The organism is Geobacillus sp. G4 (genome assembly GCF_040327975.1).
GTDB classification, from domain to species: domain Bacteria; phylum Bacillota; class Bacilli; order Bacillales; family Anoxybacillaceae; genus Geobacillus; species Geobacillus thermoleovorans.
In genome coordinates this window covers 25243-48044 of record NZ_JBEPJY010000011.1, presented here as the reverse complement: position 1 = coordinate 48044, position 22802 = coordinate 25243, and the positions used below count along the sequence as shown (strand labels likewise).

General features: G+C 53.8%; 19 protein-coding genes and 1 pseudogene. 15 read left to right on the top strand and 5 right to left on the bottom strand.

The window, feature by feature from the left end; all coding sequences use genetic code 11:
• Positions 1–5 precede the first annotated feature (5 nt).
• From ABS784_RS13095 to ABS784_RS13070, 6 genes are all read left to right on the top strand, one after another.
• Positions 6–1004 carry a zinc-dependent alcohol dehydrogenase gene (locus ABS784_RS13095; RefSeq protein WP_352512760.1) on the top strand — a complete coding sequence of 333 codons (999 nt, stop codon included), beginning with the start codon at positions 6–8 and terminating at the stop codon, positions 1002–1004.
• Positions 1001–2764 carry a thiamine pyrophosphate-binding protein gene (locus ABS784_RS13090; RefSeq protein WP_352512758.1) on the top strand — a complete coding sequence of 588 codons (1764 nt, stop codon included), beginning with the start codon at positions 1001–1003 and terminating at the stop codon, positions 2762–2764. The genes ABS784_RS13095 and ABS784_RS13090 overlap by 4 nt, the downstream gene beginning before the upstream one ends.
• Before the next feature lie 30 nt (positions 2765–2794).
• Positions 2795–3631 (top strand): sugar phosphate isomerase/epimerase family protein, encoded by an 837-nt coding sequence (locus ABS784_RS13085; RefSeq protein WP_023633527.1) that lies wholly within the window; start codon positions 2795–2797, stop codon positions 3629–3631.
• Between the two features lie 274 nt (positions 3632–3905).
• Positions 3906–4922 (top strand): TRAP transporter substrate-binding protein, encoded by a 1017-nt coding sequence (locus ABS784_RS13080; protein WP_031212347.1) that lies wholly within the window; start codon positions 3906–3908, stop codon positions 4920–4922.
• A 78-nt stretch (positions 4923–5000) separates the two neighbouring features.
• Entirely contained in the window at positions 5001–5591 is a 591-nt protein-coding gene (locus ABS784_RS13075; protein ID WP_352512756.1) for a TRAP transporter small permease, read from the top strand.
• Positions 5592–6875, top strand: coding sequence for a TRAP transporter large permease subunit (locus ABS784_RS13070; protein WP_352512754.1), 1284 nt, complete (start codon positions 5592–5594; stop codon positions 6873–6875). It abuts the gene before it with no gap.
• 189 nt (positions 6876–7064) lie between these two features.
• Here ABS784_RS13070 and ABS784_RS13065 read toward each other — a convergent pair whose 3' ends face one another.
• Positions 7065–8378 carry an MFS transporter gene (locus ABS784_RS13065; RefSeq protein ID WP_174435184.1) on the bottom strand — a complete coding sequence of 438 codons (1314 nt, stop codon included), beginning with the start codon at positions 8376–8378 and terminating at the stop codon, positions 7065–7067.
• Positions 8379–8966: 588 nt separating this feature from the next.
• Between ABS784_RS13065 and ABS784_RS13060 the strand changes: the two genes are divergently transcribed.
• The 5 genes from ABS784_RS13060 to ABS784_RS13040 all read left to right on the top strand — a co-directional run bounded on the left by ABS784_RS13060 (position 8967) and on the right by ABS784_RS13040 (position 13763).
• Positions 8967–9734: an IclR family transcriptional regulator gene (locus tag ABS784_RS13060; RefSeq protein ID WP_033012396.1), complete on the top strand. Its 768-nt coding sequence runs from the start codon at positions 8967–8969 to the stop codon at positions 9732–9734.
• A gap of 13 nt (positions 9735–9747) precedes the next feature.
• On the top strand, positions 9748–10521 hold the full coding sequence (aroD, locus tag ABS784_RS13055) for a type I 3-dehydroquinate dehydratase (protein ID WP_023633532.1): 774 nt from the start codon (positions 9748–9750) through the stop codon (positions 10519–10521).
• 25 nt (positions 10522–10546) lie between these two features.
• A complete protein-coding gene (locus ABS784_RS13050; protein ID WP_023633533.1) occupies positions 10547–11746 on the top strand; it encodes a CaiB/BaiF CoA transferase family protein in 1200 nt (399 codons plus the stop codon).
• A 404-nt stretch (positions 11747–12150) separates the two neighbouring features.
• Positions 12151–13179 carry a LacI family DNA-binding transcriptional regulator gene (locus tag ABS784_RS13045; RefSeq protein WP_031212350.1) on the top strand — a complete coding sequence of 343 codons (1029 nt, stop codon included), beginning with the start codon at positions 12151–12153 and terminating at the stop codon, positions 13177–13179.
• Between the two features lie 17 nt (positions 13180–13196).
• A complete protein-coding gene (locus tag ABS784_RS13040; RefSeq protein ID WP_020278602.1) occupies positions 13197–13763 on the top strand; it encodes a shikimate kinase in 567 nt (188 codons plus the stop codon).
• Between the two features lie 644 nt (positions 13764–14407).
• Here the strand turns inward: ABS784_RS13040 and ABS784_RS13035 are convergent.
• The gene (locus ABS784_RS13035) at positions 14408–14818 is read right to left on the bottom strand and encodes a hypothetical protein (RefSeq protein WP_020278605.1); all 411 of its coding nucleotides are present in this window, start codon (positions 14816–14818) and stop codon (positions 14408–14410) included.
• Positions 14819–15002: 184 nt separating this feature from the next.
• Here ABS784_RS13035 and ABS784_RS13030 point away from each other — a divergent pair, with 184 nt between their 5' ends.
• From ABS784_RS13030 to ABS784_RS13020, 3 genes are all read left to right on the top strand, one after another.
• The gene (locus tag ABS784_RS13030) at positions 15003–16052 is read left to right on the top strand and encodes a TgpA N-terminal domain-containing protein (RefSeq protein ID WP_255515199.1); all 1050 of its coding nucleotides are present in this window, start codon (positions 15003–15005) and stop codon (positions 16050–16052) included.
• A 174-nt stretch (positions 16053–16226) separates the two neighbouring features.
• On the top strand, positions 16227–17189 hold the full coding sequence (locus tag ABS784_RS13025) for a glycosyltransferase family 2 protein (protein ID WP_352512749.1): 963 nt from the start codon (positions 16227–16229) through the stop codon (positions 17187–17189).
• A complete protein-coding gene (locus ABS784_RS13020) occupies positions 17161–17571 on the top strand; it encodes a GtrA family protein (protein WP_011231537.1) in 411 nt (136 codons plus the stop codon). The genes ABS784_RS13025 and ABS784_RS13020 overlap by 29 nt, the downstream gene beginning before the upstream one ends.
• Positions 17572–17800: 229 nt before the next feature.
• On the opposite strand, the pseudogene ABS784_RS13015 reads toward ABS784_RS13020, so the two are convergent.
• From ABS784_RS13015 to proB, 3 genes and pseudogenes are all read right to left on the bottom strand, one after another.
• Positions 17801–18025: pseudogene (locus ABS784_RS13015) on the bottom strand (beta-eliminating lyase-related protein); the annotation flags it as partial.
• An 81-nt stretch (positions 18026–18106) separates the two neighbouring features.
• Complete coding sequence (locus tag ABS784_RS13010) at positions 18107–19351, bottom strand: glutamate-5-semialdehyde dehydrogenase (RefSeq protein ID WP_081212790.1); 1245 nt, start codon at positions 19349–19351, stop codon at positions 18107–18109.
• On the bottom strand, positions 19348–20472 hold the full coding sequence (gene proB / locus ABS784_RS13005; protein WP_011231534.1) for a glutamate 5-kinase: 1125 nt from the start codon (positions 20470–20472) through the stop codon (positions 19348–19350). The genes ABS784_RS13010 and proB overlap by 4 nt, the downstream gene beginning before the upstream one ends.
• A 520-nt stretch (positions 20473–20992) precedes the next feature.
• Between proB and ilvD the strand changes: the two genes are divergently transcribed.
• Complete coding sequence (ilvD, locus tag ABS784_RS13000) at positions 20993–22672, top strand: dihydroxy-acid dehydratase (protein ID WP_023633537.1); 1680 nt, start codon at positions 20993–20995, stop codon at positions 22670–22672.
• Positions 22673–22802: the final 130 nt, after the last annotated feature.

Here is a 22802-nt window from a genome sequence, read left to right as displayed (position 1 = left end):
GCAACATGTTAGCGCTTTATGTGGCAAAGCCAAATGAATTAGAACTGCGGCGCCTCGAGGCCGTCCGTTCTCCTGAGGGGGATGAGGTGAAAATACAGCTCATCTATGGAGGCATTTGCGGGTCGGATCTTGGGGTGTTGAAAGGAAAACTTCCGCACGCGAACTATCCCGTTCGCGCTGGGCATGAACTAGTCGGTGTCGTCGTGGAAAAAGGAGAACAGGCGGCGTATGACATCGGGACACGGATCGTTGTGCTGCCGAACACGTATTGCGGAACGTGCGACTTATGCCAAAAAGGGTTGACGAACATCTGCCGGCATAAAAAATCGCTTGGCATCAACGTCGACGGCGGATTTTCGCATGAATTCATCATCTCGTCCAAGTATGTGCTTCCTGTTCCTGATGATCTCTCCGATGAAAAAGCGGTGCTCGTCGAACCGTTTGCTGTCGTCGTGCATGCTTTAAGCAAAGTGCGGATCGAGCCCGCCATGCGCGTAGCGGTCATCGGTTGCGGAAATGAAGGGATGATGGCGGCCGTCCTCGCCCGCCATTTGGGTGCGGACGTGACGGCGGTCGATGTGAATCCGTTAAAACTGGAGACGGTGAAAGCGATGGCGGACATCCGCACGCTTGCGCCTGATGCGCTGTCAGGTGAAATGTTTGATGTTGTCATCGAGGCGGCCGGTGCGCGCGAAGCGGTCGAACAGGCGGCGGAGCTTGTCGCTCCAGGGGGGCATCTTGTGTTGATCGGTCTGGCGAATGAAGCGACATTTCCGGTCGTGCGCCTCGTTCGCAATGAAGTGACTGTGCATGGCTCGATCATCTATCGCTTCCCGGATGACTATTTGCAAGCGATTCATTATTTGCGGACGATGCCGCATCCGATCGAACGGGTCATTTCCCGCATTTTCCCCGTCTGCGACTATGAGCAGGCGTATGAGTTGGCGTCATCCGGCAATGCCGGCAAAGTCGTCTTAAGCTTTCGAGAGGGGGAAGAACAATGAAAAAACAAGTGGCTGAACAACTCGTGCGGTATTTAGAAGACCGTGGCGTCACACATATTTTTGGGCTTTGCGGCCATACGAACATCGCAGTGTTGGCGGCTTTGGAGCATAGTTCAATCAAGTTCGTCAACGTCCGCCACGAACAAATTGCCGCTCATATGGCCGACGGCTATGCGCGGGCGAAAAAGGAAACGGCTGTCGTCCTCTGCCACGTTGGCCCAGGGCTGACGAATGCGGCGACCGGGGTGGCGAACGCAGCGCTTGATTCCATTCCGATGGTCGTCATCGCCGGAGATGTGCCGAGCCATTATTACGGGAAGCATCCGCACCAGGAGATCAACTTGCACGCCGATGCGTCGCAATATGAAATTTACCGCCCGTTTGTGAAGCGGGCATGGCGGGTCGACCGGCCGGATTTGTTCCCGGAAATTTTGGAAAAAGCGTTCCAGTTGGCGGAGAACGGCCGCCCGGGGCCGGTGCTTGTCTCCGTGCCGATGGACATTTTCTCCAAAGAAGTGGATGTGGCGCTGTTTGAAAAGCAAAAGCGGCATACAAAAACGCTGCATAAGCCGTCGATTGACGATGAAACCGCGAAACACATCATTGAGAAGCTGATGCAGGCGGAACGCCCGCTTGTGTACGTCGGCGGCGGCATTATGCTGGCGGATGCGGCGGAAGAACTGAAAACGTTTGTGGAACACTTCGACCTCCCGGTTGCGCACACGCTGATGGGTAAAGGGGCGCTGCCGGATGACCATCCGCTGACACTAGGCATGAGCGGATTTTGGGGGGCGAAATTTGTCAATGATATGTGCCGAAACGCCGATGTCATTTTGGCATTGGGAACGAGATTTTCCGAAGCTGATTGCAGCTCATGGGAGCCGGAGTATACGTTCAACATTCCGGAAACGAAGCTCATTCATATTGACATCGACCCGAACGAAATCGGGCGCAACTATCCAACGGAACTCGGCATCGTCGCCGATGTCAAGCAAGCGCTTACCGTGTTGAACCGCGTGGCGAAACAAACCGTGCCGCAAGGGCGGACGGACGAGGCGCTGAAAGAACGCATCGCTAACTATAAAGAGGAATTCCGGCGGCAAAATGCGCCGCACATTCAAGACGACAGCTATCCGATGCGTCCAGAACGCATTTTGCATGAGGTGCGGGAAGTACTGCCGAAAGATGCCATCATCACGACCGATGTCGGCTGGAACAAAAACGGGGTCGGCCAACAGTTCCGAGCGTATGGCGCAGGGACGATTTTAACGCCAGGCGGTTATGCGACGATGGGCTTTGGCGCTCCGGCCGCACTTGGAGCGAAAATCGCCTGCCCGGATCGCGTCGTCGTGTCGCTCGTTGGAGATGGTGGATTTGGCCAAAATCCGGCGGTGTTGGCGACAGCGGCTGAGGAAAATATCGCCGTTGTTTGGGTCATTATGAACAACTACGCTTTTGGCACGATCGCCGGGCTCGAGAAAGCGCATTTTGGCACGACGCACGGGACGGTTTTCCAAAAGGACGGTAAGCCGTATTCGCCGGATTATGCAGCCATTGCCCAGGCATACGGCGTTGAAGGGGTGAAAATTCGCTCGGCGGAAGAGTTTAAACCGGCGCTCGAACGGGCCATTCAGGCGAACAAACCGTTTGTCATCGATGTAGAAATGATCAACGTCCCGACGCCGACGTCCGGCCACTGGAATATTATGGACATCTATTCCCCAGGCAAACGTGTTCACCATGTTGCGGTGGAGCGGTAAGAAGAAACCTTCAAGATCGGGGGGAAGGATATGGCGAGAACCTTTTCATTGGCCCATTTGACGGTGCTCGGCTGCCCGCCGCCGGAGATGGCGCATATTGCCGCCCGGGCAGGGTATGATTACGTCAGTTTTCGGATCATCTACATGGGGCTGCCCGGCGAGCCAAACTATGCGTTGGCGGAAAATCCACAGCTGTTGCGTGAGACGAAAGCAGCGTTGCGGGAAACCGGCGTCAATCTGCTGGATATTGAGCTGGCCCGCATTGATGCCGATACGGATCCAAAACGGTATGAACCGGCCTTGGAAGTGGCGGCTGAACTGGGCGGCCGCCACGTCTTAAGCAGCATTTGGACGACCGACCGCAGTGTTTACATCGAGCGATTTGCCGAGCTGTGCGAACTGGCGGAACCATACGGGTTGACGGTTGATTTGGAGTACGTGCCGATTGCAGCGGTGACGAATTTGGCAGGAGTCGTCGATGTGTTAAAGACGGTAAGGAAAGACAATGCTGGCGTTATGATTGATTTGCATCATTTTCATCGCGCTGGCGATTCGCCAGAAGCGCTGGAAGCCGTGCCGCGGGAATGGTTCCATTTTCTCCATCTTTGCGACGCGCCGGGCGAGATTCCGGCGTCAAAAGAAGAGATGACGAGAATTCTCCGCGAAGAGCGGCTGTACATCGGCGAAGGCGGGATTGATATTGCCGACATTGTCCGTCGCATTCCGGAAATTCCCTGCTCGATCGAGCTGCCAAACATCAAGCGTGTAAAGGAATTGGGCTACGAAGAGCATGCGCGACGTTGCCTGCAGTCGGCGAAAGACTATTTTGCTCGTCATGTCACGGAGCAAAGCGATCTATCGGCGTGATCGATAAACAAAAGTTTGGCAGCGCTTCCTACAAGGGAGGCTGCCATACACGTATTCATAGTTATATGAAAATTTTATATATTAATTCTGTTTATTAAAAATAAATGCTCCATTCATTTGGTTGTTTCCCGCATGACCGGCCGCGGTCGAGAGAGAACAGAATGGCCTGCGGCAAAACGGGAATGCGGGTTCAACATACAACACGATGCCAGCCGGTTGATCCGTTCGGCTGCATCAACCATTGCACTATAGAGGAAAGAAGGGGGAAAAGGTAATGAAAAAGATGTTGGTGTTGTTGTTTGCCTGCCTGTTGGTGCTTGCGGGGTGCTCATCGAAATCTGAGCCGCAAGGAGGCGGTGCGGCGAAAAAAGCAGAACCAAAAGTGATGAAGATGGCCGTCGCGACATCAAAAGACCGTTCGTTGACGAAAGGGCTGTACAAATTTGCCGAAATCGTGGAAAAAGAGACAAACGGATCGATCAAAGTCGAAGTGTATCCGGATGGGCAGCTTGGGGGAGATTTGGCGGTGTTTGAAGCGCTGAAGATGGGAACCATCCAAGGATCGACGATGTCGACCGGTCCGATCGCTTCCTTTGCGCCGCGCCTTGGGGTGTTAGACTTGCCGTTTTTATTCAAAGATCGGGAAACCGCTTACAAAGTGCTGGATGGGAAAATCGGTCAAGACTTGCTCAACGATTTGCCGTCTGTCGGCGTGATCGGCCTGAACTATTGGGAAAACGGCTTCCGCCATTTGACGAACAACGTGCGGGAAGTCAAAAGCGTGGATGACATTAAAGGGTTGAAAATTCGGACGTTGGAAAATGACCTTCATATTGACTTGTGGAAAGAGTTAGGAGCCACTCCGGTACCGATGGCCTTTACCGAGCTGTTCACCGCTTTAGAACAACACGTTGTAGACGGCCAGGAAAACCCTGTCGGGAATGTCGCAATCAATAAGTTTTACGAAGTGCAAAAATATTTGACGAAAACCGGCCACGTCTACAATGCGAGCCCGCTGCTCATCAGCAAAAAGTTTTGGGACACGTTGACGGACAAAGAAAAAGACATCATTACAAAAGCGGCGGAAGAAGCAAGAGACTATCAGCGAAAGCTCAATCAAGAAGAAGATGAGAAAATGTTCGACTATTTGAAACAGCAAGGAATGGTCATTACCGAGCTGTCCCCGGAAGAGAAGCAAAAATTCGTGGAAAAAGTGCAGCCAATCTATCAAAAATATGCGCCGAAATTTGGGCAAGATTTAGTGAACGAATTGATTGAAGCAGGAAAATAACAGAATGGCAAAGCCGGCTCTTAAGGGGGACTGCCCCTTAAGAGTCCTTCCATTCTTTCAGACTTGGAGGGAACAACGATGAAAAGGATCGGAGCCGTTCTGGAGAAGACGCTCAACGCATTGATGGCGTTCTGTCTCGCTTTCATGTCCATTCTTGTGTTCGGCAATGTCGTACTCCGCTATGGGTTTAACTCCGGCATCACTTGGTCGGAAGAAATGTCGCGCTTTCTCTTCATTTGGATGTCGTTTCTTGGAGCCATTGGTGCTTTGAAGGACAATGACCATCTAGGCGTCGACACATTGGTGAGAAAGCTGCCGACCGGCGCCAAGCGCATCGTGTTTGTCATCAGCAACGCCATCGTGCTTTACGTGCTCTATTTGCTGTTTGACGGAAGCTGGAAAATTACGCTCAGCAGTGTCGGAAGCCGGGCTCCGGCGACCGGGCTGCCGATGGCGTTCATCTACGGAACTGGGCTTGTCGTGAGCATCGGCATGGGCCTCATCATCTTGTTTCATCTGTATCAGGCGCTGTTTCGCACCGGGGCGATTGACGAGTTGACGAGAATGAAAGAATCCGAAGAAGCAATCATGGCGGCCGCTCCCGTCGAGCACGAAGCGGCAGAATGGGCGCACGGGCGAACGCAAGGCGCCGCTGGAGGTGAGCGGTAAATGGCGTTGGTCGTTTTTATCGGGTCGCTGTTAGGGGTCATGGCGCTCGGGATGCCGATCGCGTTTGCGCTCTTGGTCAGCGGCGTCGCCTTGATGTTTTATTTGGACATTTTTGATACGCAAATCATCGCGCAAAACTTGATCAGCGGCGCAGACAGCTTTCCGCTGATGGCGATTCCGTTCTTTATGCTCGCCGGGGAGCTCATGAACGCCGGGGGCATTTCGAAGCGGATCATCCGCTTTGCGATGGCGCTTGTCGGCCATATCCGCGGCGGGCTCGGGTATGTGGCGATCATCGCGAGCGTGTTGTTCGCCGGGTTGTCGGGGTCGGCGGTGGCCGATACAGCGGCGCTTGGGGCCATTCTCATCCCGATGATGGTCAAAGCTGGGTACAACCGCAACCGGTCAGCCGGCCTCATCGCCGCCGGCGGCATCATCGCCCCGATCATCCCGCCGAGCATTCCGATGATCATTTTCGGGGTCACAAGCGGCGTGTCGATTACGAAATTGTTTATGGCCGGCATCGTTCCGGGGATTCTGCTTGGGATTTCTTTGGCGGTCTGCTGGTGGTGGGTGACGCGGAGGGATCAAGCCGAGGTGCTTCCGCGCCAATCGGCGAAAGACATTTGGCGGGCGACCCGCGAGGCGTTTTGGGCGCTGATTTTGCCGGCGATCATCGTCGGCGGGCTGCGCGGAGGGGTGTTTACGCCGACCGAGGCGGCGGTCGTGGCCGCGTTTTACGCGTTGTTTGTCGGTCTATGCATTTACCGCGAGCTGAAATTGAAAGACTTGTTCCACGTGCTCGTGGCCGCGGCGAAAACGACAAGCGTCGTCATGTTTTTGGTGGCCGCCGCCATGGTGTCGGCCTGGCTCATTACGGTCGCCAACATTCCGTCGATCGTGACAGATGTGCTCGCGCCGCTCATCGATCATCCGCTGGCGCTGCTGCTGGCCATTAACGCGTTGGTGCTATTGGTCGGAACAGCGATGGACTTGACGCCGACAGTGCTCATTTTGACGCCGGTGTTGATGCCGATTATCGAAAAGGCGGGAATCGATCCGGTGTACTTCGGGGTGCTGTTTATCCTGAACAACTGCATCGGGCTGCTCACGCCGCCGGTCGGCACGGTGCTGAACGTCGCCTGCGGGGTCGGGAAAATCAGCATGGAAGACATTATGAAAGGAGTTTGGCCATTTTTGCTTGTGGAAACGCTCCTGTTGCTTTTGTTGATTTTCTTCCCGTCTCTTGTGACCGTGCCGCTTGGGTGGTTTGCGGGGCATTGATGCAAACTTGATCTTGGAAGGACAGAAGTCATTGCGAGAAAAGGTAGGTCCGAGAGCCGCTGTCGAGGCTTCGGACCATTGTTTTGAATGTGGCTAGTGCAATCTCACATCATTCGGCAGCGAACTGATGAAAAAGCGCCTCCATCCGGCTTGTTCATCGCTCGGGTGAAGGCGCTCCTAGCTTGTTTATCACGCTTTGATGTGTGGGATGACTGTTCTTTGAGCTGCTTCAGGCTTTGGGATCGGCTCGATCGGCTCCAAATCGGTTAGCAAAAAGATATAACTGAAAATGCCGCCGAGCAAAATAAGCGCCGCAACGAGAAACGCGTACATAAACGAGCCGGTCGCTTGAACGATAAAGCCGGTGACGATCGGTGCGACAATTGCCATCGAGTTGTTGCCGAACGTCAAAAGGCCGGTTAATGTTCCAACAGTTCCTTTAGGAGCAATAAAGGTCGGAATGCTGTAGGCGATCGATGATGTGATGACTAAGCCGCCGAGTGCAATCGAAATGCAAAGAATCGCAATGTTCGGATTTGTCGTAAAGGCGGCGCCGATGACAGACAGTCCGAGCAGCATGCCGATGACTAAAAACGTTTTTCGCACGCGCGTCGAATGGCCTCCTTTGTTGATGAGCCGGTCGACGAGCCATCCGCCGATCACGATTTCCGAAATCGTGCCGACGATCCATGGAATTGAGGCGTACCAGCCCGATTTCAACACCGACATGTGCATTTCCGTCGCCAAATAGCCGGGCAGCCACGTGAGAAACAAAAACCATGAGTAACCGTAGGCGGCAAACCCGATCAATGTCGCCCACACTTTTTTCTTCGTCAGCAAATACCGAATCGTCTCCCAAACGTTTCCGGATGTTTCGTCCGACTTTTGCGCCCCGCCTTGGACGATGTAATCGTACTCTTCTTTGGACAGCCGTTTGTCTTCATGCGGGTCGCGGTATGTCACCCAGAAGATGACGGCGTAAATCAAGCTGAGCACCGCGGTCGTATAAAATCCAGCCCGCCATCCCCACTCGGTGATGATCCAAGCGATAATCGGGGTGCCGATGGCGTTCGACAGCTTTGATTGGGCGTCATAAAGGGAAATCGCGGTGGCTCGCTCATGACGCGGGAACCATTGACCGACCGCTTTGGCGGCTGACGGGAAATACGGAGCTTCCCCGATGCCCAACAAGACGCGCGATAACATGACAAGCCCTTGTCCGCTGGCGATGGCGGTCAAGAAACACGCCGCCGTCCAAATGATCGTTCCAACGCGCGTCACCCATTTGACGCCGATTTTATCGAGAATAACGCCGGCTGGAATTTGCAAAATGGCGTACGACCAAGCAAAGGCTGACAACAAAATGCCAAGCTGTCCGGGCGTTAGGCTGAATTCTTTCGACAGCGGCTGAATGCCGACCGACATGTTAATGCGATCAAAATAGTTGATAATGACTCCTAAGGCGATCAAAAATGCAATCGCCCAACGTCGTTTTTTCTTCATGGTCATTCACCATCCTTGTTTGGTTCTTAGTAGGAAAACGTATACAGTTCTTAGTGAAAAAAATGGACGTGAGATTTATGAGAAATGATGGTTCCATAGCAAGTGTTGGGCTAAACGGTTTGACAACGTTGTTTGTCTTCCTTTTACAGTGAAGCCGAAAGTCTTGTCGTTCGTCCCTCCTTCTCTTTGTTCCGTTCTATGTAATTCATTTTCTATCAATGGAACTCTTGAATGGATTATAACAAATTTCACTTTCTTTTGTCTATAACTTGCTGAAAAATTTGAACTATTTATGCGATGAGTCATGAAAATCAATGGGGCGGGAACTTATGGATGTCAAAAGAAGAGTTCGGCAAAAAGCGGCATTTCTTCTCAATCGCTGATTCTCGAAGATCGGGAAGGTCAAGCTGCATAAACCTTCTCCATTTGCGGAGCGTCGTTGTCTAGCTATATTTCCTCTGAAATCGAAAATGTAAAGAAAAGTGAAAAATGCTTGAATAGCGATGAGACAAGATGCTAAAATGAAAATAGAGTTCCACTGATAGAAATTAAATTCCATTTGTCGGAACAATGAAGAAAGGAGGGACAATGAACGAGTTGACGGAAGAAAAGAAACATGAGACGAGCTTGCGCACGGTGCAACGGGCCATTGACATCTTATATTGTTTCACCCTGGAGGAACAAGCGTTATCGCTCACCGAAATTGCGAAAAAAATTTCGCTGGCCAAATCAACGACAACGCGCCTGCTCGCTACGCTGGAGCAAAACCGCTTGGTCGTCAAAGATCCGGAGACGTTAAAGTACCGTCTTGGACAAGGATTGTACTATTTAGGATATATTGCCGGCAAATCGATTAAAGTGCGGGAAATCGCGCGGCCTGTGATGGAGCGGCTGCGCGACGAGACGCGGGAGACGGTGAACTTATACGTGCTGGAACAAGATGCCCGCGTTTGCGTCGAACAGTGCGAGGGGCTTCAGGCGCTGCGCCATATGGTGAGAATCGGCGAGCGGCTGCCGCTTTGGGCGGGCGCGGGAGGAAAAGTATTGTTGGCATACCAATCGCCCGCCTTTCAAGAGCGAATTTTCGCGCAAATGCCGACAAAGGAACGCTTGGCTCGTCTAGCGGCGGAGCTTGAGGTGATTCGGGAGCGCGGCGTTGCGTCTAGCATCGATGAACGGGAAGTCGGCTCTGCGGCCGTTGCGGCGCCGATTTTCAATATCCGTGGGGAAGTTAGCGCCTGCTTGTCCATCTCCGGGCCGACGCATCGGTTTACGCCGGACGTGCTCGAGAAGTTCGAAACGATCGTGAAAGAAGGAGCGCAAGCGATTTCAGAAAAACTAGGTTATCGACCATAAGGGGGAAGAGCATATGGCGATTTCAAAACGCGCCGTCCGTGTGCGCAATGTCTTGATTGGGGGAGACGAGCCGTGCATTTGCGCCCCGGTCGTTGGAGCGGATGCGGGGCAAGTGTTAGAGGAAACAAGGCAAATCAGCGCGAAAAAGCCGCATCTGATTGAATGGCGTGCGGACTTTTTCCAGGCGATTCATGACGAACAGCAAGTGGCGGCAACGGCGAGAGAGATGCGGGCGATCGCCGGAGACATCCCGATTTTGTTTACGGTTCGTTCCGAACTGGAGGGCGGCCGACCGATTTCCTTGACAGAAGAGGAAAAGCTGCGGTTGTTTGAAACAGTGTGCCAAAGCGGCGCGATCGATTTGCTTGATTACGAGCTTGCCCATGAGCCCTATGTCCCCGCTGTCCGTCAGCTGACCCGCTGCTATGGAGTGCGTCTCGTTTTGTCCTATCATAATTTTGATTGTACGCCATCTAAGGAAGAACTTGTCGCCAAAATGCGCCAAGCTGAGCAACATGGTGCCGATATCGCCAAAGTGGCGGTCATGCCAACATCACGACAAGACGTTCTTGCCTTGTTGCAAGCGACCGAGGAGGCGCGGCAGGGGTTGGAGATCCCACTCATTACGATGTCGATGGGAGGATTGGGCGCCATCACTCGTTTGGTCGGGGGATTGTTCGGTTCGGCCGTCACGTTTGCCGTTGGCCAACAAAGCTCAGCTCCGGGGCAAATTCCCATTGAAGAAGTCAGAGATGTATTGTCGGTCATCATGAAATACAGCCAATAATTGGACTTTGGGGGAGGAGAGCATCATGGGTCGTTTGCCGTTGGAGGGTGTCAAAGTGCTCGATGTTTCAACGATGATCGCGGCGCCGTTCGGTGCGGTATTGCTCGGCGATTTTGGCGCCGATGTCATTAAAGTGGAGTTGCCGGGGAAAGGGGACACCTTGCGCCATGTCGGGCCGTTTAAGGATGGAGAACCGCTTCGCTGGCCGGGGTTGGCGCGCAATAAACGGTCGCTCACGTTGGATTTGCGCAAAGAAGAAGGAATGAACATTTTCAAACAACTTGTCCGCCACGTCGATATTGTCATTGAAAACTTCCGCCCTGGCACGTTGGAAAAATGGGGAGGCGGATATGAAGAGCTGAAACAAATCAATCCGAATTTGGTCATGATTCGCGTCTCTGGTTACGGACAAACGGGGCCGTTTCGCGAAAAAGCCGGGTTTGGCACGCCGGCGACGGCGTTCAGCGGGTTTACGTATTTGCAAGGGTATCCGGACCGTCCACCGGTCAGCCCATCGTTTTCGTTAACTGACTACATTACCGGCATTTATGTCGCCTTTGCAGCGGTGACCGCCATTTATTACCGCGATGTTCACCCCGATGGGGAAGGGCAAATGGTCGATATCGGCCTTTACGAATCGGTATTCCGCATGATGGAATTTTTGATCGCTGAATATGACCAGTTGGGCAAAGTGCGCGAGCGGTCGCCGGGATTGTCCGGGCATTCGAGCCCGGCCGGCACGTTTATGACAAAGGACGGGCATTGGGTCGTGTTGGTGACGAGCACCGATTCGACGTTCGAACGGCTGGCGAAAGCGATGGGCCGCGAAGATTTGTTGACCAATGAGAAGTTTTGTACGAATGAACGGCGCCTCGCCCATCATGAAGAAACAAACGGCATCGTCGCCGACTGGATCCGCACCAAGCCGCGCGATGAACTGCTCCGCATTTTGGATGAGCATGGGGTGCCGGTCAGTCCGATTTTAAGCATTAAAGACATTTTTGAGCATCCGCACTATCAAGCACGGGAAAACATCATTGAAGTCGCCCATCCGCGCCTTGGCAAAATTAAAGTGCCCGGCATCGTGCCGAAATTTGAAAAAACGCCGGGCGCGGTGCGCCGTATTGCGCCCGATTTAGGGGAGCATACGGAAGAGATTTTGCAGACAATGCTTGGCCTGTCCGAGGAGGACATTCAGAAGTTAAGAGAAAAAGAGATTATTTAACGTTCCGAAAGAAGTCTCCCACTTCGAAACAAAGTGAAAGTGGGAGATGAATTTCGGGGGGGACGATAGCCAACCAATATGATAAATAGATGGTTAGAACGGACACCTTCGGAACGCGGGGAAGCATAAAGGGTTTTTGTGTGGCTTGCCGTTCAGCGAACATGCACAAGTCGCTTGAAGCCCCCGCCTCTCAGCAAAGCGTAGGTGGCGGGTAGTTCATGCGGCGGGCAGTTGACTCTCGGCTTCTCGTTTGGAGATCGCCGGGCTTTTTTTTTGCGTTGTTTGGATAACGAACGATGAGGCGCCTTTTTCCTGCCCAGCCGGCGCTGTGCGTTGACACTGTTTGCAGCAACCGTTTATACTTTTAGTAGGTTAAAGCAACGGTAAAGCAGGTGATTCGAACCGTGTCGGATAAAAAGCGCTCCCGTGTGACGCTCGAACAAGTGGCCAAGCATGCCGGCGTGTCGCGGGCGACAGCCTCGCTTGTTGTTCGTGGGAGTTCGAATATTTCGAAAGAAACACGGGAAAAAGTGCTTCGATCGATGAAAGAATTAGGCTACGTGTATGACCGTGTAGCCGCCAATTTGCGCTCGCAGCGCTCTTCCACCGTCGGGTTGATTATTACGGAACTTGACAACCCGTTTTTTTCCGAACTGCTTGTCGGCGTCCACGAGGCGCTTGATCAGGAAGGATATACCGTCATTTTAGGCACGACGTTTGACCGGCCGGAAAAACAAGATGCATTACTATCGACGATGCTTGAGCATCGGGTTGGCGGCGTCATCATGAGCCCGGTTCCGGGGTGTTCGACCGAGATGGTTGAGCGGCTGCGGCAATGGGATATTCCAGTCGTGTTGTTTGCTCGTGATGAACTTCCGGCTGGACAGTTTGATTATATCGGAATCGATAATGTGGCCGGCGGGCGGATGGCGACTGAGCATTTGCTCGATCAGGGTCATCGCCGCATTGCCTTTATTGGCGGTTCTCCGCAGTCGTCCGTATGGAAGGCGCGCCAAAGGGGATACGGCGAGGCGTTGCGTGCCGCAGGCATCGAGGTGGATGACGCGCTGCTTGTGCCGTCGGCGACAACAAGGCAGGGCGGGCGGATGGCGGCGAAACGAGTTTTGCAACAACCGAACCCGCCGACAGCGCTCTTTTGTTATAACGATGTTGTCGCCTTCGGGGCGATGCTCGGCTTAAAAGAGGAAGGAATCGTTCCGGGACGCGATATCGCGGTCGTGGGATTTGACAACATTCAAGAGTCAGCGTTGTTTCAACCACCGTTAACGACGGTGGCCGCGTTCCCAGAAAAGATCGGTGCGTGCGCGGCGCGGCGGTTGCATGAACGCATGAAAGGGGATGACAGCGAGCCGAAACGGACGATTTTGCATCCAGAGCTCGTCATCCGGCAGTCATCTAGAAAGAGCGATTGAAAAGGGAGTGAGGGAACGTGGAGAGGCAAACCACCATCCCGCTCCGCGAGCGGAACATCATTTTAATCGGCTTTATGGGAGCGGGGAAAACAACGATCGGGCAGCTGGTGGCGAAAAAGCTGTACCGCGATTTTATCGATGTCGACGCGGAAATCGAGCGGCGGCAAGGGATGTCGATTCCGGAGCTTTTCGCGCAAAAAGGAGAAGCGTATTTTCGAAAGGTGGAACGGGAACTCATCGTCGATTTATGCACAAATACAAGGTTGAAAATCCTTTCGCTTGGCGGCGGCGCGTATTTGCAGGAGGAGGTGCGGCGCGCATGCCTCGCTCATGGCATCGTCTTTTTCCTTGACTTGTCATGGGATTATTGGAAAGAGGAACGGCTGCCGCTCATTGTCGACAGCCGCCCGGTGCTGAAAAACAAAACGTTGGAAGAGGTGGAGCAGCTGTTTTTCCAGCGGCAGTCGGCTTACGCCCTCCATCATTCCCGCGTGGTGTTGAATGAGCTTGAAGCCGAACAGGCGGCCGAGCAAATCGTCGAGTCGATCAAATGGACGTGGGATGTATATGAACCAAATCGATAGATGGTCATGGCGAAAAGGCAGGCTCTTGTTGGGAGCTTGCCTTTTCGTGTTGGATGGCCGCATCGAAAGCTGGTGATGGAACGAGGAATGCGGCGCCGTTATCGCGGTTTTTCCAATAGCAGGTTTTGCGGACGCGGCCAAAGCGGTTCGGGGGAGCCGGATCCGCTTGTCCTCGCCTTGCGTTCAGTCTCGCGTTCTTGATCGGCAAGGGTGTGGATGTGAGTGATGGGCGGACTCGTTTTCGGAAGCCATCAGAGAGGCCTGTTTCGTGTCCGGGGATCGGACGTTGGGTCGCGTTCAGGGAGCGGAGGGAAGACGAACGACCCTGCGTTTCTTTTCTTTTTTGGGCAGAAATGCCTGTTTGTTCTTGCCGGACAAGCGCTCCTTTTGTTATAAGGAAGATACCGGGTGTGAGGGAGAGTGGGAAGATGGAGGAAAGGGCGTTCCGCTGGTTTTATGTATATATTGTCTTGGCGGTGCTGCTTCTGTCGGCGCCGTATTGGCTTTGGTGGCTGAAGCCATAACGATGATCCTTCAAGGCGGTCGTCTGTCCAAAAAAGAATTCGGCAAACAGGAGACAAAAGTTCAACCGGCCCTCAAGCAAAAACATGCTGGCGGCCGGTTGGCTTGTTTCTTTTTCGTTTTTAGGAGATTTCGTTTTGTCCAGCCCGGGAACGGAGTTTTCGTTCATGTTGGAGGGTTTTGCGGGCGAGGAAGTCAACCGTTTCCTGCGTTTCCGACCATTCAAGGCGCCAATAGTTCATTTTCGTTTCCAAGCGCTCAAATCGAGCATCCGTGCGTTTTTCCAGATCTAAAAGCTTTTGGTGCAACCGGTCTTCCGTCTCGCGGATTTTGGCATACAGCCGATTTTCTGTATCCTGAATCTCGGCGCGCAATCGATTTTCTGTATCTTGGATTTCGGCACGCAATCGGTTTTCTGTATCTTGGATTTCGACGCGCAATCGATCTTCCATTTCCTTCATTTGTTGACGGAGTTGACCGGAATGCAGGTCAAGCGCCTTTAGAATTTGCTGCACGATCGTTTCTCCTTCCATGAGTTTCACCTCCTTTACTCTGATCATAGCACATGGCCGGCATCGGGAAAATGAAAATCTAGTCCGCTCGTTTCATTTTTTCACCAAACTTTCACCAACACTATGTAACGTAACCATAGAAGATGGGTGATGATAAGAAGCATGTTGTATCACCACCTTGTTTTTCAAATTGAAAAAAACTTGTGTGGTTTTGTTTCAACTGCCGCTTGCCGGGCAGGCGAGCTGGCTGTTGCCGTTTGCAGCCGTCGTAGCGATCGGCTTGGGAATGGACGTATGGCGACGCCGGCAGATGACCGCGTTTCATCAATTTTTGCTTTTTTGGTTCGCCTGGCTTGGTCCGATGCTCGTATTTTTTAGCATTGCCGGATTTTATCACCGCTATTATTTAAGTATGCTGGCGCCGGCTATAGCGGTATTAGTGGGAGCGGGCGGCGCGATGTTGGCCTTGTTGGCGTGCAGCGGACGGCGGACGATGTGGTTGTTCCCGGCCGCCTTGGTGGCGACGTATGCGTTTGAAGTATGGACAGCCTGGCAATACCGTGCTTCGTTCTCCCCGGTATGGCCGCTTGCTGTCGGATTTTACGGCCTTGGAATGGTTTGCCTTTGGTTCGCGATGGAAGGCCGCGAGCATGGGAGGCGGATCGTCTATCGAGCTGCGCTGATTGGCGTGCTGGCATTGCCGGCCTATTGGTCGCTGACGCCAGTGCTATATGGGACAAACAGCACCATTCCATACGCTGGACCAGATTTACAACGAGACAGAGGCGCGCCCATGCCGACAGCCGGGATGCCGGATGGACAAGAGGAGCGTTTGCTGAGAGGAGAGACGGGACAACCCGGCGATGGGGCAAGGCGGTGGCAAACTTCTCACTTGTTGACAGCGTTAGTGTCCTATTTGGAGCAGCATGTGGGTGAAGCCAAATATTTAGCGGCCACCATCCGTGCGACCGAAGCGGCGGAGTTGATGCTTCACACCGATCGAGCGGTGATGGCGATGGGCGGATTCGGAGGAACGGATCCCGTACTGACGCCGAAGAAGCTAGAGGAAATGGCTCGCAACGGTGAGGTGAAGTATTTTCTCCTTTCCGGTGAAGGGCGAGGAAATCATGAGCTTGTTCAATGGATTCAAACACATTGCAAAGAAGTTCCATTTTCAGAATGGAATGGCGGACAAAAGGCCCTCGACGGTGGAGCGGAGCGCAGAGAAATGACGCTCTACGTATACAACGGATAGAAGGTGCGAGAAAAACGGACGACATCCATCGCTGTTTTTCAAAACTAGGATATTCGTAGAAAAGCGTTTTTTATGGGATTCTCCATTAAAATAAATGAAGCTGATTCGAGCTGATCATTGGCGGTTGATCAGCTTCGTAGCCGAAGAAATCCATAGAAGCAAGGAGGGAAATCGATGGCGACCTATTCTGTCATTATTCCTGTCTATAATGAAGCGCTCGTGATCCGTGAGACGTACCGACGGCTGAAAACGGTGCTGGAGCAAACGGGTGAGCCGTATGAATTGTTGTTTGTTAATGACGGCAGCACCGATGGGACGCTCGATATCTTGAGGGAACTGGCCGTGAAAGATGAAACGGTGAAGTACATTGACTTCTCCCGCAATTTCGGCCATCAAATCGCGATTACAGCAGGAATGGATTACGCCTCTGGCCAGGCTGTCATCATCATTGACGCCGACTTGCAAGATCCTCCTGAACTGATTTTGGACATGATTGCGCGTTGGAAAGAAGGGTATGATGTTGTCTATGCTCGGCGCGTCAAGCGGAAGGGGGAGACGTTGTTCAAGCGATGGACAGCGTATGTGTTCTATCGCTTGCTGCGGGCGGCGACCGAGATCGACATTCCCGCTGATGCCGGCGATTTTCGTCTCATTGACCGTAAAGTGTGTAATCAGTTACGCTATATGCGAGAGCGAAATCGTTTTGTCCGGGGGCTTGTCAGCTGGGTCGGTTTTCGGCACATAGCGGTGGAATACGAGCGAGAGCCGCGGCTGGCTGGGGAGACAAAGTATCCACTTAAGAAGATGATTCGTTTTTCGGTAGACGGCATTACGTCTTTTTCGCATAAGCCGCTCAAATTGGCGAGCTGGCTTGGGTTTGCTTTGTCGGCGGTAAGTGTGGTCGGCATGATGGCGGTATTGTACTTGAAATGGTTCACCCATTCGACCGTGGCCGGATGGGCATCGCTTTTGATAGTCATGCTGTTTTGCAACGGAGCGACGATGACGATGCTTGGAATTACCGGTGAATACATCGGCCGCATTTACGATGAAGTGAAAGAGCGGCCTCTATATATTATCAATGAAACATGGGGAGTCGGAATGAGACATGAACGAAAGCCTTCCTACCTTCCGTAAAGAAAAACAAGCCATATGGCGGTTTGCCGTCGTCGGGGTGGGCAATACGATGGTCGACTTCGCTGTCTTTTTTCTGCTCACCGCCGCGGGCGTTCCCACGGCCATCGCTCAGGTCGTGTCTTATGGCGCCGGGGTGGCGAACAGCTACGTTTGGAATCGGCGCTGGACGTTTCAAATGAAGCAAAGGGCGAATATTGGGGAATTGCTTCGGTTTCTTGCGGTCAACGGGCTGTCGCTTGGGGTGTCGCTTGTTGTCTTGTTGGCGGCCGAACGGCTTGGACCGCTTTGGCTCGCGAAAGGTGCGGCCACGATCATGGGCATGGCGGTGAATTTCATCGGCAGCCGCTGTTGGGTGTTTGCGGCACCGCGAAGCGAACGTTGACAGAAACAAATCTATAGGCGACGTCTTGCCCTCTACCTGGGGATGAAAACCATGGATTGCCGGCCAGGGATTTTCACAGAAAGGGCTCACGAGCAACGGTTTGCCCTCCACCCGGAGACGAACATCATCGCTTCCCGCATGGGATTTTCACGGAAAGGTCCATGAGCCGCGGTCCGCTCTCCACTCAGGGTGAAAATCATGGCTCGTCGGTGCGACATTTTCACAGAAACCCCGGGCGGCAATGCGTCAAGATGGCGACTTGATTTCCTTGCGTGCCGCTCGTGACGAACAAGGCGTCTTCTTTTCCAAGCATTTTGGCCGCCAACGCTTCTAAACGATTGAGGGTCGGATCTTCGCCGTATACGTCGTCGCCGACTTCGGCTTCCGACATCGCCCGGCGCATCTCTGGCGTCAGTTTGGTCACGGTATCGCTGCGAAAATCAATGAACGGCATCGTGGCCCCCCTTCTTTCCTAATCGTTGTATGCGTCAAAAGGACGGGAGCGCAGGGGCGGGGTCCCGCTTCCCGCCCTTGGTTACACGGTTCGAATTTGCCCCGTCCCGTACACGAGCGATTTTGTCGTCGTGATGGCGACAAGCCCCATCGGCCCGCGGGCGTGCAGCTTTTGCGTGCTGATGCCGATTTCCGCCCCGTAGCCGAACTGTTCGCCGTCCGTGAAGCGGGTTGAGGCGTTATGGTACAAGACCGCCGCGTCGACCGCCTGGAAAAAGCGGCGGACGTTCACCTCGTTTTCCGTGATGATCGCTTCCGAGTGCTTCGTCCCGTAGCGGCGGATGTGGCCAATCGCCTCGTCGACATCGGCGACCAGTTTGACCGCTAAAATCGGCGCCAAATATTCCGTATACCAGTCATCTTCTGTTGCCTCGCTGATAAACGGATAGGCGGAGGCAAGACGTTGGTCGCCGCGCAATTCGACGCCGCGGGCGTGAAGCGTCTCAAGCAAGTCGGCGGCATATGGCCAACGCTCATGGATGAGCACCGTTTCGACGGCATTGCAGACCGATGGGCGCTGCAGTTTGGCGTTTAGGACGATCTCGATGGCCATTTGCCGCTCGGCTGATTCATCGACGAAAATATGACAGTTGCCGACGCCGGTCTCAAGCACCGGCACGGTGGCGTTTTCGACGACCGAGCGGATGAGCCCGGCTCCGCCGCGCGGGATGAGCACATCCAAGTAGTTGTTGAGACGGAACATACGCTGCGCCGTTTCCCGGCTCGTGTCTTCGAGCAGTTCAATCGCCGTTTCCGGAACGGTCGTCGTGCGGAGCGCTTCTTTCATGACGCGAACGAGCGCTTTGTTCGAATGAAGCGCTGATGTGCTGCCGCGAAGCAAAACTGCGTTGCCCGTTTTCAAGCAAAGGCTCGCCGCATCGACCGTCACGTTCGGGCGCGCTTCGTACACCATGCCAATGACCCCAAGCGGCACGCGCACCGTTTGGATGCGGAGCCCGTTCGGCCGCGTCCACTCTGCGATGATTTCTCCGACCGGGTCAGGCAGCGAGGCGACTTGGCGGACGCCGTCGATGATTTGGTCCAGGCGTTCATTGGTGAGTTGGAGCCGGTCAAGCAAAGCCGGCGACAGCCCTTGTTCGCGGCCTTGGGCCATATCTTTCTCGTTTTCTTGCAAAATGAAGGCGCGTTCGCGGTCAAGGGTTTGGGCGATCTGTTCCAACGCCTCATTTTTTTCCTCCGCTGACAGCATGGCGAGCGTTTGTGAGGCGGTTTTCAACCGTTCGGCTTTTTCGAGCAGTTCGCTCATTTCGATACACTCTCCTTTCGCAACGTGACCCAATTGTCGCGGTGGATGACTTCCGGGCGGTGAAGGTAAGAGTATTGCCGGGCCTCTTCGCTCGGCCGCCCTTTCACTTTTTTCAAATCGGCGGCGGCGTAATACACTTGGCCGCGTCCGATCGTGATCCCTTTTTCATTGACGACATCCACGACATCCATCGCATGGAAGTCGCCGGAAACCGCTGTTACGCCAGCAGGGAGCAAACTTTTCCCACGCATAAGCAACGCTTCTTCAGCCCCGCTGTCGACCGTGATCATGCCGGCGACAGGAGCATGATAGGCAATCCATTGTTTGCGCATTTGCATTTGTTTCGGAAACGGAACGCCGATGTACGTGCCGTCTCCTTTTCCAGCTAAAATATCAGCCAGTTTTTCTCGGCCGCTTCCCGTGCCGATGAACACGCTGACGCCAAACGAAAGTGCTTTTCGAGCCGCGAGAAGCTTCGAGCGCATCCCGCCGGTGCCGACGGCTGAACCGATGCCGCCGGCGGCTTCGATCATCTCATCGGTGATTTCCGGCAAAAAGGCGTATTTTTTCGCCTGCGGATTCGTTTTCGGATTGGCGTCATACAACCCGTTAATGTCCGTAAGCAAAATGAGCGCATCAGCGTGCAAAAAGCCGGCGACAAGCGCCGAAAGCATGTCATTGTCGCCAAATGTCAATTCTTCGATGGAAACGGAGTCGTTTTCATTAATGATCGGCACGGCGCCGTTCTCAAGCAGTGTGGTGATTGTGGCAAACAAGTTGCGGAACCGCTCGCGGCTGTAAAAGTCGCTGCGCGTCAACAACAGCTGAGCGGCCGTAAAGCCGAATTGGGCGAACGCCGAGCTGTACGCCTGCATGAGCAAACTTTGCCCGACGGCTGCGGCTGCCTGTTTCCCAGCGATTGTCGTCGGGCGCGCCGGGTAGCCTAAAGGTCCGAAACCAGCGGCGACAGCGCCGGACGTGATGAGAATGACGTCATGGCCGAGCTGTTTGAGATAAGCGATCGCCTCAACGTGATCGAACAGTTTGTCATGGCAAAGGCCGCCTTTCGGATCGGTGAGCGAGCTGCTGCCGATTTTGACCACCACGCGCTGCCGTTTCATCGCGTTCCTCCCTCCTTTGCGTGTTGAATGGCATGAGTTGGATCGCCTAGCCGCTCTGCGAAGCGGCTGGCCAATAAAAAACGCTTTTCCTCCTTTTTTGCAAAAGGACGGAAAAGCGTTCCGCGGTACCACCTTTTTTGGCGCACAAAGCGCCCACCTCTGGCCTGTAACGCAGGCGTGCGGCTTATGTTTGCATAAGCGGCCGTCTAGGGCAGGTTCAACCGGCTTCCCGCGAGGAACCTTCCAGCCTGTGGGTTCCACTCTCTGGCGCGTTCCCTCGGTTTACTAATCCCGTGCCGTTCTCGTTGTTTCATTGTCAAGGATAGACTTGCGATTTATAATTTGTAAGAAATTATGACGCCAAATGCTCCGGTTGTCAAGAGGAGCGGCTGATTTTTCTGACTCATTTTCGCAGAGTAGATCATGAAAACGCATTCAGAATAAAGATAATTGTCTTTTTATTAGAAAAAGTGGTACAATACTAGCAACCTAGCAATCTGCACGATGGAGGGACCAGAATATGAAAAAGCGGCGCAGCGACATGATCAAAAAAGGATTTGACCGCGCCCCGCACCGGAGTTTGCTGCGGGCGGCCGGGGTGAAAGATGAGGATTTTGACAAACCGTTCATCGCGGTTGTCAATTCGTACATCGACATTATTCCGGGGCACGTTCACTTGCAAGAGTTTGGGAGAATCGTGAAAGAAGCGATTCGCGAAGCAGGCGGCGTGCCGTTTGAAATGAACACGATCGGCGTTGATGACGGCATCGCCATGGGGCATATCGGGATGCGCTATTCGCTTCCGAGCCGGGAAATCATCGCTGATTCGATCGAAACGGTCATCTCGGCGCATTGGTTTGACGGCATGGTATGCATTCCGAACTGCGACAAAATTACGCCAGGGATGATGATGGCGGCGATGCGGCTCAACATCCCGACGATTTTTGTCAGCGGCGGGCCGATGAAAGCTGGTGTGACGAAAGACGGGCGGAAAATTTCGCTCTCGTCCGTGTTTGAAGGGGTCGGGGCGTATTTAGGCGGAACGCTCGATGAGAAAGGGCTCGAAGAACTCGAACGCTACGGCTGTCCGACGTGCGGATCGTGTTCGGGCATGTTTACGGCCAACTCCATGAACTGTCTCGCTGAAGCGCTCGGGCTCGCTTTGCCGGGCAACGGCACCATTTTGGCGGTTGACCCAGCGCGCAAAGAGCTTGTCCGCCAATCGGCAAAGCAGCTGATGTATTTGATCGAACATGACATCAAACCGCGCGACATCGTAACGGAAAAAGCGATCGACAACGCGTTCGCGCTCGATATGGCGCTCGGCGGCTCGACGAATACGGTGCTGCATACGCTTGCGATCGCCAACGAAGCCGGCATCGACTACTCGCTTGAGCGCATCAACGAAATCGCGGCGCGGGTGCCGCATTTGGCCAAACTCGCGCCGGCGTCGGATGTGCATTACATTGAAGACTTGCACGAAGCCGGCGGCGTCTCGGCGGTGTTGAACGAGCTGGCGAAAAAAGAAGGCACGCTTCATTTAGATACGCTGACTGTCACCGGCAAAACACTCGGTGAAAACATCGCCGGCTGCCAAGTGAAAAACTACGATGTCATCCGCCCGATTGACAACCCGTATTCGGAAACGGGCGGGCTCGCCATTTTGTTCGGCAACTTAGCGCCGGACGGCGCCGTCATCAAAACCGGCGCGGTCCAAGGCGGCATCACGCGCCATGAAGGTCCGGCGATCGTGTTTGATTCGCAGGAAGAGGCGCTTGAAGGCATCGCCAGCGGCAAAATCAAGCCGGGTCATGTCGTCGTCATCCGCTACGAAGGACCAAAAGGCGGCCCAGGGATGCCGGAAATGCTTGCGCCAACGTCGCAAATCGTCGGCATGGGGCTCGGTACGAAGGTAGCGCTTGTCACCGACGGCCGCTTCTCCGGCGCCTCGCGCGGCTTGTCCGTCGGCCACGTTTCACCGGAAGCGGCGGAAGGCGGACCGATCGCTTTCATCCAAGACGGCGATATCATCGAGATCGATACGGTGAAACGAACGATCAACGTCAAGCTGTCCGATGAAGAGCTCGAACGCCGGAAAGCGAACTGGAAAGGCTTTGAACCAAAAGTGAAAACCGGGTATCTCGCCCGCTACTCGAAACACGTCACATCGGCGAGCACGGGGGGGATTATGAAGATTTAGCGGATTTCTGTAAGAGCGTTGTCCCCTTCCAAGCGCGCGAGGGACGCCATTAGACGATCAGGATCAAAAGAGGCGGTTTTTCCGCCTCTTTCATTTATTTTGGAAAGGAGCGTCCATCGCCTCCTTTTTT

Excerpts from the sequence above, each read along its gene's own strand:
- ABS784_RS13070 (WP_352512754.1), top strand. The coding sequence starts at position 5,592 with ATGGCGTTGGTCGTTTTTATCGGGTCGCTGTTAGGGGTCATGGCGCTC.
- ABS784_RS13085 (WP_023633527.1), top strand. The coding sequence starts at position 2,795 with ATGGCGAGAACCTTTTCATTGGCCCATTTGACGGTGCTCGGCTGCCCG.
- ABS784_RS13025 (WP_352512749.1), top strand. The coding sequence starts at position 16,227 with ATGGCGACCTATTCTGTCATTATTCCTGTCTATAATGAAGCGCTCGTG.
- ABS784_RS13065 (WP_174435184.1), bottom strand. The coding sequence starts at position 8,378 with ATGAAGAAAAAACGACGTTGGGCGATTGCATTTTTGATCGCCTTAGGA.
- ABS784_RS13075 (WP_352512756.1), top strand. The coding sequence starts at position 5,001 with ATGAAAAGGATCGGAGCCGTTCTGGAGAAGACGCTCAACGCATTGATG.
- aroD (WP_023633532.1), top strand. The coding sequence starts at position 9,748 with ATGGCGATTTCAAAACGCGCCGTCCGTGTGCGCAATGTCTTGATTGGG.
- ABS784_RS13050 (WP_023633533.1), top strand. The coding sequence starts at position 10,547 with ATGGGTCGTTTGCCGTTGGAGGGTGTCAAAGTGCTCGATGTTTCAACG.
- ABS784_RS13020 (WP_011231537.1), top strand. The coding sequence starts at position 17,161 with ATGAACGAAAGCCTTCCTACCTTCCGTAAAGAAAAACAAGCCATATGG.
- ilvD (WP_023633537.1), top strand. The coding sequence starts at position 20,993 with ATGAAAAAGCGGCGCAGCGACATGATCAAAAAAGGATTTGACCGCGCC.
- proB (WP_011231534.1), bottom strand. The coding sequence starts at position 20,472 with ATGAAACGGCAGCGCGTGGTGGTCAAAATCGGCAGCAGCTCGCTCACC.
- ABS784_RS13035 (WP_020278605.1), bottom strand. The coding sequence starts at position 14,818 with ATGGAAGGAGAAACGATCGTGCAGCAAATTCTAAAGGCGCTTGACCTG.
- ABS784_RS13010 (WP_081212790.1), bottom strand. The coding sequence starts at position 19,351 with ATGAGCGAACTGCTCGAAAAAGCCGAACGGTTGAAAACCGCCTCACAA.
- ABS784_RS13095 (WP_352512760.1), top strand. The coding sequence starts at position 6 with ATGTTAGCGCTTTATGTGGCAAAGCCAAATGAATTAGAACTGCGGCGC.
- ABS784_RS13060 (WP_033012396.1), top strand. The coding sequence starts at position 8,967 with ATGAACGAGTTGACGGAAGAAAAGAAACATGAGACGAGCTTGCGCACG.
- ABS784_RS13080 (WP_031212347.1), top strand. The coding sequence starts at position 3,906 with ATGAAAAAGATGTTGGTGTTGTTGTTTGCCTGCCTGTTGGTGCTTGCG.
- ABS784_RS13090 (WP_352512758.1), top strand. The coding sequence starts at position 1,001 with ATGAAAAAACAAGTGGCTGAACAACTCGTGCGGTATTTAGAAGACCGT.